Source organism: Xenorhabdus entomophaga, from assembly GCF_037996725.1.
Classification (GTDB): Bacteria; Pseudomonadota; Gammaproteobacteria; order Enterobacterales; family Enterobacteriaceae; genus Xenorhabdus; species Xenorhabdus khoisanae.
The window spans coordinates 1-16,118 of the sequence record NZ_JBBMXH010000012.1 but is presented as its reverse complement, the minus strand read 5'-3'; the positions used below and the strand labels follow the sequence as shown (position 1 = coordinate 16,118).

General features: G+C 43.5%; 16 protein-coding genes. 4 read left to right on the top strand and 12 right to left on the bottom strand.

Annotated elements, in window-relative coordinates; translation table 11 throughout:
• Positions 1-63: 63 nt before the first annotated feature.
• The 9 genes from pabC to yceD all read right to left on the bottom strand — a co-directional run bounded on the left by pabC (position 64) and on the right by yceD (position 7,220).
• Positions 64-891, bottom strand: a complete 828-nt coding sequence (gene pabC / locus AAC854_RS04015) for an aminodeoxychorismate lyase (protein ID WP_340615985.1) — start codon at positions 889-891, stop codon at positions 64-66.
• Positions 892-1,061: 170 nt separating this feature from the next.
• Positions 1,062-2,303: a beta-ketoacyl-ACP synthase II gene (fabF, locus tag AAC854_RS04010; protein WP_340615984.1), complete on the bottom strand. Its 1,242-nt coding sequence runs from the start codon at positions 2,301-2,303 to the stop codon at positions 1,062-1,064.
• A 74-nt stretch (positions 2,304-2,377) separates the two neighbouring features.
• Positions 2,378-2,614 (bottom strand): acyl carrier protein, encoded by a 237-nt coding sequence (gene acpP / locus AAC854_RS04005; protein ID WP_012989255.1) that lies wholly within the window; start codon positions 2,612-2,614, stop codon positions 2,378-2,380.
• Between the two features lie 161 nt (positions 2,615-2,775).
• Positions 2,776-3,510, bottom strand: a complete 735-nt coding sequence (gene fabG, locus AAC854_RS04000) for a 3-oxoacyl-ACP reductase FabG (RefSeq protein WP_340615983.1) — start codon at positions 3,508-3,510, stop codon at positions 2,776-2,778.
• A gap of 11 nt (positions 3,511-3,521) precedes the next feature.
• Entirely contained in the window at positions 3,522-4,451 is a 930-nt protein-coding gene (gene fabD, locus AAC854_RS03995) for an ACP S-malonyltransferase (RefSeq protein WP_340615982.1), read from the bottom strand.
• 18 nt (positions 4,452-4,469) lie between these two features.
• A complete protein-coding gene (locus AAC854_RS03990; RefSeq protein ID WP_340615981.1) occupies positions 4,470-5,423 on the bottom strand; it encodes a beta-ketoacyl-ACP synthase III in 954 nt (317 codons plus the stop codon).
• A gap of 7 nt (positions 5,424-5,430) precedes the next feature.
• Positions 5,431-6,483: a phosphate acyltransferase PlsX gene (plsX, locus tag AAC854_RS03985; protein ID WP_340615980.1), complete on the bottom strand. Its 1,053-nt coding sequence runs from the start codon at positions 6,481-6,483 to the stop codon at positions 5,431-5,433.
• 29 nt (positions 6,484-6,512) lie between these two features.
• The gene (rpmF, locus tag AAC854_RS03980) at positions 6,513-6,683 is read right to left on the bottom strand and encodes a 50S ribosomal protein L32 (protein WP_004247080.1); all 171 of its coding nucleotides are present in this window, start codon (positions 6,681-6,683) and stop codon (positions 6,513-6,515) included.
• A gap of 12 nt (positions 6,684-6,695) precedes the next feature.
• Positions 6,696-7,220: a 23S rRNA accumulation protein YceD gene (yceD, locus tag AAC854_RS03975; protein WP_340615979.1), complete on the bottom strand. Its 525-nt coding sequence runs from the start codon at positions 7,218-7,220 to the stop codon at positions 6,696-6,698.
• A 144-nt stretch (positions 7,221-7,364) separates the two neighbouring features.
• On the opposite strand from yceD, the gene AAC854_RS03970 reads away from it, so the two are divergent.
• Positions 7,365-7,955 (top strand): Maf family protein, encoded by a 591-nt coding sequence (locus AAC854_RS03970; protein WP_340616023.1) that lies wholly within the window; start codon positions 7,365-7,367, stop codon positions 7,953-7,955.
• Here the strand turns inward: AAC854_RS03970 and rluC are convergent.
• On the bottom strand, positions 7,952-8,908 hold the full coding sequence (rluC, locus tag AAC854_RS03965) for a 23S rRNA pseudouridine(955/2504/2580) synthase RluC (protein WP_340615978.1): 957 nt from the start codon (positions 8,906-8,908) through the stop codon (positions 7,952-7,954). The genes AAC854_RS03970 and rluC overlap by 4 nt on opposite strands.
• A 556-nt stretch (positions 8,909-9,464) precedes the next feature.
• Between rluC and rne the strand changes: the two genes are divergently transcribed.
• On the top strand, positions 9,465-12,704 hold the full coding sequence (rne, locus tag AAC854_RS03960) for a ribonuclease E (RefSeq protein ID WP_340615977.1): 3,240 nt from the start codon (positions 9,465-9,467) through the stop codon (positions 12,702-12,704).
• A gap of 176 nt (positions 12,705-12,880) precedes the next feature.
• Positions 12,881-13,507, top strand: a complete 627-nt coding sequence (locus tag AAC854_RS03955; protein ID WP_340615976.1) for an SDR family oxidoreductase — start codon at positions 12,881-12,883, stop codon at positions 13,505-13,507.
• Positions 13,508-13,583: 76 nt separating this feature from the next.
• Here AAC854_RS03955 and tmaR read toward each other — a convergent pair whose 3' ends face one another.
• A complete protein-coding gene (gene tmaR / locus AAC854_RS03950; RefSeq protein WP_047964408.1) occupies positions 13,584-13,904 on the bottom strand; it encodes a PTS system regulator TmaR in 321 nt (106 codons plus the stop codon).
• A 653-nt stretch (positions 13,905-14,557) separates the two neighbouring features.
• Here tmaR and AAC854_RS03945 point away from each other — a divergent pair.
• Positions 14,558-15,091 (top strand): hypothetical protein, encoded by a 534-nt coding sequence (locus AAC854_RS03945; RefSeq protein WP_273548121.1) that lies wholly within the window; start codon positions 14,558-14,560, stop codon positions 15,089-15,091.
• A 582-nt stretch (positions 15,092-15,673) separates the two neighbouring features.
• On the opposite strand, the gene AAC854_RS03940 is transcribed toward AAC854_RS03945, so the two are convergent.
• A partial coding sequence (locus AAC854_RS03940) for a phage tail fiber protein (RefSeq protein ID WP_479715121.1) occupies positions 15,674-16,118 on the bottom strand: 445 nt, incomplete at its 5' end.

Below are 16,118 nucleotides of genomic sequence, written 5' to 3'. Positions count from 1 at the left end.
TAATCACTTTTATTGTGCTTCAATGATGAGGACTAAATAGCTAAAACCTTAAACATTATTTAATTAAAGTGTTAAACATCCTGGCAATAAATACTCATGCAGCTCCCTTGATTGATACTGCCATGCAGGTTGATATTGATGTGCCTGAATTTGATTTACTGGAACCACGGGCATCAGAGAATTACAGATAATCACTTCATCGGCATGAGCCAGTGCTTCAGGATAACGCATAACAAATGACAGGCTATAATCACTGTCTGTCAATAGTTCGATTATTTTTTGCCGCATAATCCCTTCCACGCCACACTGGCTGAGATCAGGCGTATAAACATTTTTTCCTTTTCGCCAAAAAATATTAGCAGTACAGCACTCAACCAATAGGCCATCACTATCAAGCACCAATGCTTCATCCGCTTTGGATTGTTCAATAAATCTTTTGATCAAAACCTGTTCCAGACGATTCAGGTGCTTGATGCCTGCAAGGTAGGGGTTAATCCCCATGGAAATCGGGCTAAGAGCCAACGCAGCACCATTTTGACGCAAGGTAATATATTGTGCAGGATATGGGCTCAAAGAGAGAATCTTTGTGGGTTCAATTTCATGGTCAATACCGTAACCACGCCCTCCGGCTCCTCTGGAAAGAATAACCTTCAGAACTCCTGATTCACACCCTTGCACTACTTGTTTAATATGATTCTCAAGCTGCGTCCAATCCGGGGCTGGCATAAACAGTTTTTCAACGCCTTTTTGCAACCGTTTTATATGCAAAGGTAACAAAGCGGGCTGTTCTTGCTCAACTCTTATTGTGGTAAAGCAGCCATCACCAAATTGTACCGCGCGATCATTCACAGGCAATTGATCACACTGATTGCCATTAATCCAATACGTCATTTTAACTTCTTATTTTCGATAAAAAGGCGTGATAACCTCAACTATTAAGGGGCGTTATAATAGTATAGGAGTCCGGACAGTGCAAAAAACCATAAAAAAACAACCAGTCAGAAAACAGATGTAAAAAAGCCCCAACAAATGTTGAGGCTCTTTATAAACACAAAGCGTTTTTAGATCTTACGGAAGATCAATGACCCATTAGTGCCACCGAAGCCGAAAGAGTTACACAATGCGTATTCCATTCCTTCAACTTTACGCGCTTCACCTGGAACTAAATCCAAATGACAGTTCTCATCCTGATTTTCCAAGTTAATGGTCGGAGGAACAATCTGATCACGCAGGGAAAGAATAGTGAAAATAGATTCAACCGCTCCCGCAGCTCCCAGCAAGTGGCCTGTCATGGATTTGGTTGAACTCACCAATACCTTAGTGCCTTCACCAAAAACAGACTCAACCGCGCGAGCTTCTGCAATATCACCAACTGATGTTGAAGTACCATGAGCATTAATGTAACCCACCTGCTCTGGTGAAATACCCGCATCTTTCAGGGCATTTTCCATCGCTAAAGCAGCACCAGCTCCATCTTCAGGAGGTGATGTCATGTGGTAAGCATCACTACTCATGCCAAAGCCAACAATTTCAGCATAGATTTTTGCACCACGCTGTTTGGCGTGTTCATATTCTTCAAGAACGACAACACCTGCGCCATCGCCCAGAACGAAACCATCACGATCTTTATCCCAAGGACGGCTTGCACCCTGAGGATTATCGTTACGGGTTGATAATGCTCGTGCAGCACCAAATCCGGCAATGCCAAATTCTGTGCTGGCTTTCTCTGCACCACCCGCCAGCATAATATCAGCATCATTATAAGCAATGATACGAGCCGCATGACCGATATTATGTACACCAGAAGTACACGCGGTTGCGATGGAAATGCTAGGGCCACGCAGACCATAAAGGATGCTCAGATGGCCTGCCACCATATTAATAATGGTCGAAGGTACAAAGAATGGGCTGACCTTGCGAGGCCCCGCCGAAAGCAATGTACTATGGTTTTCTTCAATCAGGCCCAAACCACCAATACCAGAACCAATAGCAGCACCAAAGCGGCTAGCATTGGCTTCTGTTACTTCGATTCCTGCATCTTCAAAGGCTTGTATGCCGGCAGCAATACCATACTGAATAAAGAGATCCATCTTCCGTGCTTCTTTGCGCGAAAGTTTGAAATCTTCATGATTAAAATTCTTCACCACACCAGCAAATTTAGTTGCATGGTTAGAGGCGTCAAAATGTTCGATAAGGCCGATACCACTCTGTCCGGCACAAACAGCATTCCAAGAAGATTCTACTGTATTGCCGACAGGAGATAACATGCCTAGTCCGGTCACGACTACTCGACGCTTAGACACGGTTATCCTCCAGGGAGGGAAAAAATTTAGGACGAAAAACATAGGCGGTCGAACGACCGCCTAGGTATGTGTGCTTATTTACCTGCGTTTTCAACGTAGTCAATAGCAGCCTGAACTGTGGTGATTTTTTCAGCTTCTTCGTCTGGGATCTCGATATCGAACTCTTCTTCCAGAGCCATTACCAGTTCAACTGTGTCAAGAGAATCAGCGCCCAAGTCATCAACAAATGAAGCTGTGTTCACAACTTCTTCCTCTTTAACACCCAGTTGTTCAACGATGATTTTCTTAACGCGTTCGTCGATAGTGCTCATACTATTAAATTTCCTATCAAAACTCGCTTTTGCGATGGTTTTCGTAGTTTATAAAATACAGGAAAAGATGCAACCAAATCCCGGCTGGTCGAACCACAATCTGCTTCTTTCTGCTTCTTTTTGTACAAAAAAAGCATCAAAAACAGAGGGTTCGCTCATTTTTAGATCATGTACATGCCACCATTGACATGCAATGTTTCACCCGTAATGTAAGCGGCCTCGTCAGAAGCAAGAAACGCTACAGCACTGGCAATTTCTTTTGCATCACCGAGACGATTAGCAGGAATTCCAGCAGAAATACCTGCACGTTGTTCGTCTGTCAACGCCTTTGTCATATCTGTTTCGATAAAACCAGGTGCAACAACGTTGACGGTGATGCCACGAGAAGCGACTTCACGAGCCAATGATTTACTAAAACCAATAACTCCTGCTTTCGCTGCCGCGTAATTCGCCTGCCCTGCATTTCCCATCGTCCCAACAACAGATCCAATGGAAATAATACGTCCATAACGTTTTTTCATCATAGAGCGCATTACTGCTTTTGACAGACGAAAAATCGAAGAGAGATTAGTGTCAATAATATCTTGCCACTCATCATCTTTCATGCGCATCAACAAGTTATCACGAGTGATGCCAGCATTATTAACCAATATGTCTATTTCACCAAATTCAGCACGAATATTCGATAGTGCATTTTCAATGGATTCTGAATCTGTGACATTCAGTACAAAACCTTTGCCTTTATCACCAAGGTAGGAGCTGATTTCTTCTGCTCCCTTTTCACTGGTTGCAGTGCCAACAACACATGCACCACGTGCAGCCAATAATTCAGCAATCGCGCGACCTATACCACGGCTAGCACCAGTGACCAGTGCAATTTTTCCATCAAAGCTCATGTTTTCCTCAGTCATTTATTCAGAGCAACTGTGAGTGATGATACATCATTTACTGCTACAGCACTTAAAGTATCAACAATTCGTTTAGTCAACCCAGTCAATACCTTGCCCGGTCCAATTTCCAGCAGTTGTTCAATATTCTGTTCGGCAATATACTCAACTGACTCTGCCCAGCGCACGGGATTATACAACTGACGAACCAGCGCGTCGCGGATAGCATCGGCAGATTGTTCCACTTTTACATCAACATTATTGACGACAGGGAACTGTGGCTGGTTAAACACAACCTCTTGCAACGCAGAAGCCAATTGCCCGGCGGCAGATTTCATAAGTGCACAATGCGAAGGCACACTAACAGCCAGAGGCAATGCACGTTTTGCACCAGCCTCTTTACATGCGGCTCCTGCTCGCTCTACGGCGTCTTTATCACCTGCGATCACTACCTGACCAGGCGAATTAAAGTTAACAGGTGAAACTACCTGACCCTGTGCTGATTCTTCACATGCCTTTGCAATGGATTCATTATCCAAACCGATAATGGCATACATCGCTCCTTGCCCTTCCGGTACAGCGTCTTGCATCAGCTTTCCACGCAACTCAACGAGCTTAATGGCCTGCTGGAATTCAATCACGCCAGCACAAACCAGTGCTGAATATTCGCCAAGGCTATGGCCTGCCATCATGGAAGGAGCTTTCCCTTCCTTTTCCTGCCATACTCGCCAGACCGCCACTGAAGCGGCCAACAACGCAGGTTGGGTTTTCCACGTTTTGTTCAGTTCTTCTGCTGGCCCTTGCTGAACCAATGTCCATAAATCATATCCCAAAACCGCAGAAGCTTCTGCGAAGGTCTGTTCAACCAGCGGGAATTCTGAGGCTAAATTCGCCAGCATACCCAAAGACTGAGAACCTTGACCGGGAAACACCATTGCAAAATCAGACATGTCTATCTTCCTGTTAAATTAAAAACGTACTAGCGCTGAGCCCCAGGTAAAGCCACCGCCAAATGCTTCAAGTAAGATAAGCTGGCCACGTTGGATTCTTCCATCACGCACCGCTTCATCGAACGCTGTCGGAACAGATGCAGCCGAAGTATTGCCATGACGATCCAGTGTGATAACCACTTTATCCATCGTCATATCCAATTTCTTGGCTGTTGCCGAAATAATGCGCAAATTAGCTTGATGAGGAACCAGCCAATCAAGCTGGCTGTGAGCCAAATTATTAGCTTCCAATGTCTCATCAACGATATTAGCCAATTCCCGGACGGCAACCTTAAAGACTTCATTACCAACCATCGTAACGTATGCTGGCGTATCACCCTTCACGTGCCTCTGATGAGGCAGCGACAATAAATCACCATAACGACCATCAGCATGAAGATGGGTAGATAGTATACCCGGCTCCTCTGAAGCCCCGACCACCATTGCTCCCGCAGCATCACCAAACAGGATAATTGTACTGCGATCTTCAGGATCTACAACTCTTGAAATAATGTCGGAACCAATCACCAATGCATGCTTGGCAGCACCAGTTTTAATAAATTTATCAACAACGCTTAACGCGTAAGTAAAGCCTGCACATGCTGCCGCAACATCAAAAGCCGCAATGCCCTGAATTCCTAATAACTGCTGAATTTGGCAAGCAGCACTTGGGAAAGCGTGAGTTGAGCTTGTTGTCGCAACAATGATTAAATCAATTTGTGTTTTATCGATACCCGCCATTTCAATGGCTTTTTCAGCGGCTTTAAACCCCAGAACTGCAACGTTTTCATCTTCAGCTGCAATACGGCGTTCACGAATACCAGTCCGGGTGACGATCCACTCGTCAGACGTATCCACCATTTTTTCCAAATCTGCGTTAGTACGCACCTGCGCAGGCAAGTAACTGCCCGTACCTAAGATTTTTGTATACATTTATGTTTTATTCACTCTTGGGTAATACTGCATCCAACCGGGCAGCGATTCTGTCAGGAACTTGTTTCTCTACAGCCTGTACAGCTTGATCGATAGCAGCCTTAAACGCACGTTCATTGGCAGCACCGTGACTTTTTATGACGATACCACGCAACCCTATTAATGTTGCTCCATTATATTGATCAGGGTTTAGATGCCCAAACCGTCTGGTCAGCTGTTTCAGCAACCATTTTTTGAATATTTTCATCTTGAAGATTTTCATCAACCAAGATGAATTTTTCTGCTGACCACCCGGTGATTTTACCAGAGATAGAATCACTCTGATCGCACCTTCCATCGTTTTCAGCGTAACATTACCTGCGAAGCCGTCACATACGAGCACATCAGCTTTTCCTGTCAGTAGCTCATTTCCTTCCACATAACCTATATAGTTAATTGCCGGGCTATTGCGTAAGGTCATAGCAGCTTCGCGGATATTATCCAGCCCTTTGGATTCCTCTTCCCCGATATTGAGTAATGCAACACGAGGATTATTAATCCCTGCAACATACTCCGCCATTACGGCGCCCATAATCGCAAACTGAACTAACATGCCGCTATTACAATTAATATTAGCTCCTAAATCCAATACAACGGTCTTCTGTTGTTTTAAATTAGGTATCACTGTCATTAATGCAGGCCGTTCAATTCCTTCTATGGATTTCAGCATCAATTTGGCCAATCCCATCAAAACTCCTGTATTTCCCGCACTGACACAAGCCTGCGCTTCACCCGATTTAACTAAACTCAGAGCAATGCGCATTGAAGTACCATGGCTGGAACGAATAGCCTGAGAAGGCCTTACATCGTTGGAAACAACGTGTTCCGCAGGGATTATTTGCAAACGGCTGAGCAGCTCAGCATTTTGATTTGCAAGCAAAGGAGAGATGGTTTCGGGATTACCGACCAACAACAATTTTAGTTGTGGATTAGATGCCAGTGCCTGCAATGCAGCAGGCACCGTAACGCGAGGACCAAAGTCCCCGCCCATTGCATCTAACGCTAAGGTTAGATTAGCCAAGATATCAACTTGCTAATAATTAGCCGAAATTACTTGTTGATTACCTTGCGGCCACGGTAGTAGCCATCAGCAGTCACATGGTGACGCAGGTGAGTTTCACCAGAAGTTTTGTCTACAGAGACATGTGTTGCAGTCAGTGCGTCATGAGAACGACGCATACCACGTTTAGAACGAGTTGGTTTATTCTGTTGTACGGCCATTGACCTTACTCCTTAAGTACTTTTCTTTAAACTGGCTAATACGGCAAATGGGTTTGGTTTTTCTGCTTCAAGAGGCAGAACACCAAATACCATGTCCGCGTCGGACACTTCACAGTGTTCAGAATCATGTACCGGAACCACCGGCAGAGATAGAATTATTTCATCTTCAATCATTGCCAGCAAATCTATTTCGCCAAATTCATTAACGTTAATTGGCTCATACTCTTCCGGTAATGCCTCAGCACGCTCATCACTGACGACCGGGCTAAAACAATACGTTGTGTGAACATGATGACTGAAATTACTGCCACAACGCTGACAACGAAGCGTGACATCCACATCAGAATGCCCTTTTACAACTGCCAGACGCTGATTATCAATTTCAAATGATAATGAGTTATCTACATCACTATCCACACTGACCACAGATTCTGCAATACGAGAAACTTGCCCAGCAGAATAACTACCTTGGTAGTCCAATCTTTTCTGAGCTGCTCGAAGCGCATCGATGGTCAGGGGTAATTTTACCTTTTGCATAAGGCGCGCATATTATCTTTGTAATGAGACATAGTCAAAGAAAAAGGCCACACATCTGCACCTTTCCGCCAAAAATTCGCTTATTAAGCGGTGTATAGTTTAAAATGCCTGCGAATATTTCTCTACGTATTTTATGGAAAAATGATGCTTCCGATTGTTTTATCATCAACTTCTGTATATCGCCGCTTATTACTGGAAAAAATAGGATTGCCTTTTACTTGTGCCTCTCCCGATATTGATGAAAGTCCGCAGGAAAACGAAAGTCCAGAAAATTTAGTTATGCGGCTCGCACAGACAAAGGCCTGTTCATTACAGTTGAATTATTCTGACCATCTTATTATAGGTTCAGACCAAGTTTGTGTTTTAGATAACAAAATTACAGGTAAACCCCATAATTTTGAGAACGCTTTCATTCAACTCCAAAAAGCCAGTGGGAAGTGTGTCACCTTTTATACGGGGATGACACTGTTAAATAGCAAAACCGGGAACATAGATACCCGTTGTGAGCTATTCAATGTTTATTTCAGAGAACTTACTGAAAAAGAAATCATTGGCTATTTAAACAAAGAAAAACCTTTCAATTGCGCCGGCAGTTTTAAAAGTGAAGGGCTGGGAATTATGTTATTCGAAAGGTTAGACGGTAAAGATCCCAACACACTCATCGGATTGCCATTGATAACTTTGACAGACATGCTTATCCGTCAGGGGGTCAACCCACTGACGGAATGTTCTTAATGATTATTTTGCCGCAATACTTTTAAACATTGCTTTAACCTATCATCCATTGGTGCTTCGAAACGTAACGTTTCGCCCGTAGAGGGATGAGTAAACTTCAATGAACTTGCATGCAGAAACAGTCGGTTAAGGCCGGTTTCTGCAAGCTGTGCATCAAATCTTCTATCACCATAGCGATCATCAAAAGCAATAGGATGACCCGCATGTAAAGTATGCACGCGGATCTGATGCGTTCGCCCTGTAACCGGGCTTGCCCGCACTAATGTAGCAAACTCATACCGCTCTTCAACTTTAAAACGCGTCTCAGAGGGTTTGCCTTCACTGCTGACTTTTACCACCCTTTCCCCACTTTGCAGGATATTTTTCAACAAGGGGACGTCTACGACTTTACAATGAGACTGCCATTGCCCGCGTACTAAAGCCAAATAGTCTTTCTGCATCTGTTTCAAACGTAATTGTTCATGCAGTGCCCGCAACGCAGAGCGCTTTTTGGCAATCAACAAAATACCCGAGGTATCGCGATCAAGACGATGCACCAACTCAAGGAAACGTGCTTCCGGGCGCAGCGCACGCAATCCCTCGATCACCCCGAAACTCAGCCCGCTACCACCGTGTACTGCCGTTCCAGAGGGTTTATTAATGACCAAAATATGGTCGTCTTCATACAAAATACACTCTGCCAGAGCTGCTACTTTATCCAGTTTCGCAGATACAGGGGCTTCCTGCTTTTCCGCAACCCTGACAGGCGGGATTCTGATAATGTCGCCTGCGGTCAATTTATATTCAGGCTTGATTCTTCCTTTGTTAACTCGAACTTCACCTTTTCGCAAGATTCGATAGATCATGCTCTTAGGTACACCTTTTAAACGAGCCAGCAAAAAGTTATCAATTCGCTGACCTGCTTCATCGTCATCAATCGTGACAAACTGTACAATTTGATTATTTGTTTTCATGGGCGAGATTCTAATTATCCAACAAACATAGTGCCACTCATTTTTAAATATGACTAAATAATATCCATATTTTCTTACTTCATTATTCCAAGTGTCTTAGGATAAAGACTAAAGATTAACAACTTATCACTATTTCCTAATAAAAAAGCCGCAAAGCGATAAAGTCACCTTGCTATCACCCCAATAGCAATGGAATAATGCTTTCTGGCCACAGTTTACTAAACTATGAATGGCAAGATTGAAATTGTTTGTTATCTGTTTGTTTGAACAAAAACGCAGCAATGGCGTAAGACGTAATGTTTAAGCAAACAATTTATGGGCTGCGAGTTGCAGCTTACTGGATTGGGTAAAATCTGTACCAGTTTATTACAGTATCCCAAATAAAGAGTGCTGTATTTAAATGAAATTCAGGCTCACCGACAAATAGGCGCCTCTATACAAACGATAGCCGTGAGGCTGGCGGTTTTGTAAAAGACACGAGGCCATCGGTAACCAGTAGCGCATCTCTTTTTACTCGCAGCTCTATATTAATGTAAAAAATAATGAGTAAGTTAGAATGAAAAGAATGTTAATCAACGCAACTCAACAGGAAGAGTTGCGTGTTGCCCTTGTTGATGGGCAACGTCTTTATGATTTGGATATTGAAAGCCCAGGACACGAGCAGAAAAAGGCCAATATTTATAAAGGTAAAATTACCCGGATTGAACCTAGCCTAGAAGCTGCTTTTGTTGATTATGGCGCAGAACGGCACGGTTTCCTCCCCATTAAAGAAATTGCTCGCGAATATTTCCCAAGTAATTATCACTCCCATGGTCGCCCTAATATTAAGGATATCCTTAAAGAAGGTCAGGAAGTCATCGTTCAAGTTGATAAAGAAGAACGCGGTAATAAAGGTGCAGCTTTAACAACCTTTATCAGTCTGGCTGGCAGCTATCTGGTTCTGATGCCAAATAACCCAAGAGCAGGCGGAATTTCTCGCCGTATCGAAGGTGATGATCGCATCGAATTAAAAGAAGCGCTTTCTTCTCTTGAAGTTCCTGAGGGAATGGGGCTTATCGTCCGTACCGCAGGTGTAGGCAAATCTGCTGAAGCCTTGCAGGGAGATTTGAATTTCCGTCTGAAACATTGGGAAGCAATTAAGAAAGCGGCAGACAGCCACCCCGCTCCATTCCTGATTCATCAGGAAAGCAATGTTATTGTGCGGGCTTTCCGTGATTATCTGCGTCCAGACATCGGCGAAATCCTGATTGATAATCCGAAAATCCTTGACTTGGCACGCCAGCACATCACTGCTCTGGGCCGTCCTGATTTTGCCAGTAAAATCAAATTGTACAGCGGTGAAGTTCCCCTGTTCAGCCATTATCAAATAGAGTCACAAATTGAATCGGCTTTTCAGCGTGAAGTTCGTTTGCCTTCCGGTGGTTCAGTAGTCATTGATACGACTGAAGCCTTGACCGCAATCGATATTAACTCATCCCGCTCAACCCGCGGTGGCGATATCGAGGAAACGGCCTTTAATACTAACTTAGAAGCTGCTGATGAAATTGCCCGCCAATTGCGTTTGCGTGACCTCGGTGGCCTCATTGTTATTGACTTTATTGACATGACACCTGTTCGTCACCAGCGTGAAGTTGAAAATCGGTTGCGTGATGCGGTACGCCAAGATCGGGCTCGTATTCAAATTGGCCGTATTTCCCGCTTTGGCCTATTGGAAATGTCACGCCAGCGTTTAAGTCCATCTCTGGGCGAATCCAGTCACCATGTCTGCCCCCGTTGTAGCGGCACAGGGACTATTCGTGACAATGAATCACTTTCCTTGTCAATATTGCGCCTCATTGAAGAAGAAGCACTAAAAGAAAATACACATCAGGTTCATGCTATTGTTCCGGTACAAATTGCTTCCTACTTACTGAATGAAAAGCGTAAGGCAGTCAGCGCAATTGAACATCGCCAGGGTGGTGTCGGTGTTGTTATTGTCCCGAACGATCAGATGCAGACTCCGCATTTCTCCGTTTTACGTGTACGTAAAGGTGAAGAAATTTCTGTTTTAAGTTATATGCTCCCTCAAATTCATGAAACAGAAATGATAAACGCTCAGGATGACAGCCAGCCTGAGCGTAAACGTCCAGAACAACCTGCCATTTCAGCGTTTGATCTACCAGCAGAAACACCAGCACCTGCTGTTGCAAAAGCAAAAGAGAAAAAGGCAATTGTCAATAACCAGAAGCAAGCTGAAAAACCCGGGTTACTCAGCCGTTTTGTTTCTGCCCTGAAGAAAATGTTCGGTGGTGAAGAAGAAAAACAAGCTCAGGAAAAGGGAAGAAAACCTTCTGGTAATGATAACCGTCGCACAGTAGAACGTCGCAACTCTCGCCGCCAGAATCAACGCCGTGAACGCAACGAGAATGAAACTCGCAATAACCGTGAACGCGATGAACAACGCAAGGGCCGCAATGTTCAGCAGAAAAATAATGCTCAAGAAAACCCGGCAATAGACAATGAAGCCCGTGAAGCACAGCAACAACAACGCCGTGAACAACGTGCTGAACGTCAGCGTCGTCGTCAGGAAGAAAAACGCCAGCAACAACTGGAAGCCAAAGCTCAACAGGCAACGAATAAACCTGAGGTTGTTGAAGAGGAAGTTGAAGAGCTCCAGCCTGTCATGCCTCGTCGTCAACGTCGCCAGCTTGAGCAAAAAGTACGTATCATTGATGAAGTGAAAAAAGAAGTCAGCATTGCAGCTTTACCAACAGTAATGCCTGAAACTGTATCAACAAATACAGGAGAAGCGCAAAAAGTTAAAGCGTCTGTCCCTGCCGTTATTGATACGAATATTGAAGCAGCAAACCAACCCGCTATGCCACAAAGCCCGGTTGCACAAAATGCAGCTTCACAAAATAATGAGCAACAAGATAACACGATGCCACGTCGCTCCCGCCGTTCGCCACGCCACTTACGTGTCAGTGGTCAACGTCGTCGTCGTTATCGTGATGAACGTAATCTGACTCAATCACCAGTGCCATTGACAATGGCTGTCGTTTCACCAGAACTGGCATCAGGCAAAGTTTGGGTTCGTTATCCCGTCACACCAGTAACATCTGCTGAGCTTGAAACCCCGGTAGCTATTGCTAGCATTGAAGAAAGCACAACACTTGCGCAGCAAGAAAATGTGATTCTAATGCCAGCAGTAGTTGAATCTGCGCCAGCTTCAACAGAAGTTCATATTGAGGCTGTGGAAAAACAAGATGTCACTACTCATGACAAGGCTGAATCAGCCAGCAATGATGCGCCTATCACGATATCTGTAGAACCGGAAATCGCGGAACCTATTATCAATCATCATGAAAAACATCAGCCAGAAGTTTTAGGTGATATTACATCTCATAAAGCTGTATCTCATGAAGCTGTATCTCATGAAACAGTACAGCATGATAGTGCAGCATCACATGATGCTGAAGAAACACGTCACCCTGCGGAAACCATCGTTGTGACGCCTATTCTTGAACAGGAACATCATGAAGAACAACCAACTGTCGCAACGGAAGTATGTGCTAAGGCAGAGGAAGTTAAAACGAAAGAGGCAAAAGCTGCTGAGTCTTCGATTATCGTGGAAAAAAATCATCACGCTTATTCCCCAATGACGAAAGCGCCAGCACCAGATATGGCAACAAAACCTGTTGTTATCACTGAATGGCAGCGCCCTGATTATCCGTTCAAAGGTAAAGGTGGTGCAGGTGGGCATTCTGCAACAAACATCGCAACTTCTGCTATGTCGAAACCACAATCATTCGAATAATCAGATAGTGTGATTTTCTGTAAAACTCAAAGTGGCTCCTCTTGTTAGGAGCCATTTTTTTATCCATATACGATAAATATAGTCCAATTTAATTTTATTTAGCCAACTATTCCAATAAAATTGGATGGTTATCATTCTCATTTAATATAGTTAATTTTATGGAGAAATTCCCATCTATGAAACCTTGGCTTATTTTTGGTGCAGGAAAAGGGGTCGGACGCCATCTGGTCACTATCGCTCTGGAACAGAACCGCCCTGTCACAGCATTAATCCGCAATGACCAACAGGCGTTGGAACTGAGTACAGCAGGCGTTAACGTAATACACGGTGATGCCTGTGACAAAAAGAGTATAGAAAAAGCGATTTCACAAGCAGGAGAAAATCCTATCATCTTTTCAACTATTGGAGGGGGAGATGCCGATCATTATGGAAATATTGCCATCATAGATGCGTTGGAACAGGCTGGGATCTCTCGCATGTTATTGGTGACATCTATCGGATGTGGTGACAGTTGGAAGACATTATCTCCACGGGCCAAATCATTATTTGGGCAGTCAGTCCGGCACAAATCACTTGCAGAAAGTTACCTGCAAACCAGCACATTGGATTTTACAATCATTCGTCCTGGAGGCTTAACTGATCAATCAGGTACAGGCCATTGCCAGCGTTATCAAAAAGAAGTTCATGGCATGGTAAGTCGGGAAGATGTCGCCAAGCAATTAGCACAAATGGCCGAAGATGAACAAGCTTACTATCAAATTTATGCCTTAGTTGATCCTGAGCTAAAACCGCATTGGAACTGATTTACAAAAGATCCTAAAAACATAACCACGCCTAATGGCGTGGTTAATTGTCTGTTCAAACTTGAACAACTAAAACTCACTTGATTCCACTATCCATCGCTTTGAGTTTCTTAGATAATTCCCGGCGCTCTTTAGACAGTTCAGCATTTTTGATGATGTATTCATCAACGCGTTCTTCATAATCACTGCGCATATGAGCGATAATCCCTTGAATATCTTCAACCGACATTCCCGGTTTGATGTAGTCACTTAAGTTATCGAGGAGGAGTACACGCTTTTGGTTATCTCGAATTTTTTTCTCATTATCTACAATTTCGCGCTGTAATTTGTTCTTACGACGGAATATACGCACAAACTCCAGTACATTGTGGAATGTTGGTTTATTTGTGTTGTCCATTTTTTACACCTTTTTTAATCAGACCGATAATTTCTTATGCTAACTACACAATACAATTTCAAGCAACACATAGACAAGTCAGTTTCGACAATTTATTGATGGGATCTACTTTCGAGAGATACCCCTTAATCAATTAACCTCTTTTTGTCTGTATCCGGAGCCCAATAGCCACCGCTGCCATGATAGGTTTCTGCTCCTAAAGTGAATTGTTCACCACAATCCTGACAAGCAAAATGGTAATCAACAACATCCCCCTAAACCATTTCTCTGGCACATTCCTTGAGCACTTGGCGCTGTAAGCTGGTAGTCAGGATCAACCATAATGTCTACTATGTGAAAAAAACATGCTCCATCTCCAATCACACGTCCCATACCAATCAACCTCCCTTGATCGCGTAAACAGATTGCAAACAGTGAATTCACATGCCTCATACTAACAACCCCATCATAAAATCCAAAATCGGTTTATTAAATCTTGTCGAAACCTTAGGTAATATTGCCCACACTGGGAAAATTTAAAAAATTGCCTGAATACATTGGAAAACAGGTTTCGGTAAAAAGATACAGTTTGAATTACTGCAAATTTAACTAACTCTAGCTCATTTTCGAGTGGACTGTAATGAGTTAAACATTGCACAGGCCGAGGAATACACATGTACGCCAAATATATCGGGAAAGATGATCCCCAAAATAATTTAGTTAAAAACAAGATTTATAAACTCACAGAGCAAGATAACGGTAAGTATTCGATTAATGGGGTTTTTGTTCATTCTGACACTGTGGTAGCCGTGTATCCGCACCCACACGCGGCTTTAATTGAAGAATATGCAAAACTCGCAGCCGAACATGATGAACCATGGCGCTGGTTTCAATATCGCAAGGACGCTTCCGAAAATTGGCAGAATTGCACTAAAAATTTAATTTTTATCCAGACATTGGAATTCAGGCTAAAGCCTAATCCGCTCATTGTCCGCATTGGCGAATGTGACGTACCTGTACCTGAAAGAAAACCGCCCCTGAAAGGTACAAAATATTATATTCCTGATCTTCTATCTGATGATTGTGTTGACCCACTTGTATGGGATAACAGCAACATAGACTTACGTTTGCTAGATAGAGGATTGGTACACCTTAATGCAGATGCTGCTAACATCCATGCTTATGCGCTCCTTTCTCTGACCAAATAGCAGCACCGAATCCCTCATATCAAAAAGCACACCTGTTTGGTTAGCACGCCTTACCCGATAATCGGCAAGTGTGCTTTTTGATATGCGAAAGGGAATATCACAACATAACGGATACCTTAATCCCAAAACCATCCATATCTAATAATTCAGATTGGCCTGAATATGGTTTACCATGTAAAAGGCTTAATCTGGTGTCACTGAGAACCGTAGTTCTGAGCACACATCTTAAACATGAGTTTGGTACACATATACAGTATTTCATCAGGAAAACAGTAAAGAAATTTAGCTACATTAACCAAACAAATGAGAAGCCAATAAAAGCCTAACTCTATAATTAATTGATAAATTAAATGGGGATAACTCAACATTGAACACCAGTAAAGAAGAACAAAGTTTCTACTTTCATGACTATGAAAGCCAACTGGTAATTTACTGTATTTAAACGTAATTTAATTAAAATTAATTTTTTATGTACTCAATTTTGTACTCAAATATTAATTTCGATTACATTTGATGTAATAGCACTGGATTAATTGGCGAGATAACTAGGCAATTTAAACCCGCAACTTCTGCGGGTTTATTTTACGCCTCAATTTCCCCCTGCCCCACATTCCACACCGAATCTTCCGGCATCTGGACACGGACGTCTAAGCGACAACCTTCGGGAATATCACACGGCTCACCATCGGCATAGTAAACCTTTTCCCCGTCCACAATTTCTTTTATCCGCTTGTTCTGAAACTGCTTGGGTAAATGGGTATGCTGACGGTGGAACGTCTCAATAGTGATGCTGCCGTCCTTGTGGACCTTATCGTCGATGTAGATGAGTTCGAGGCCGTTGTTATTCTTCGGCGATGAAATGCCGCCATGCACGCCCCATGCGCCATCGGCGTTATAGCCCAGCACACCGGATATTTGATAATGACCGAGGCCGAGTTTAGTGACCGTGGCCCCCTCGGATTCGTCGTTGGTGATGAAGGTGCCGTCGGGGTGGATTTGGATGATGGGGGAGGATTTTTTGATGTAC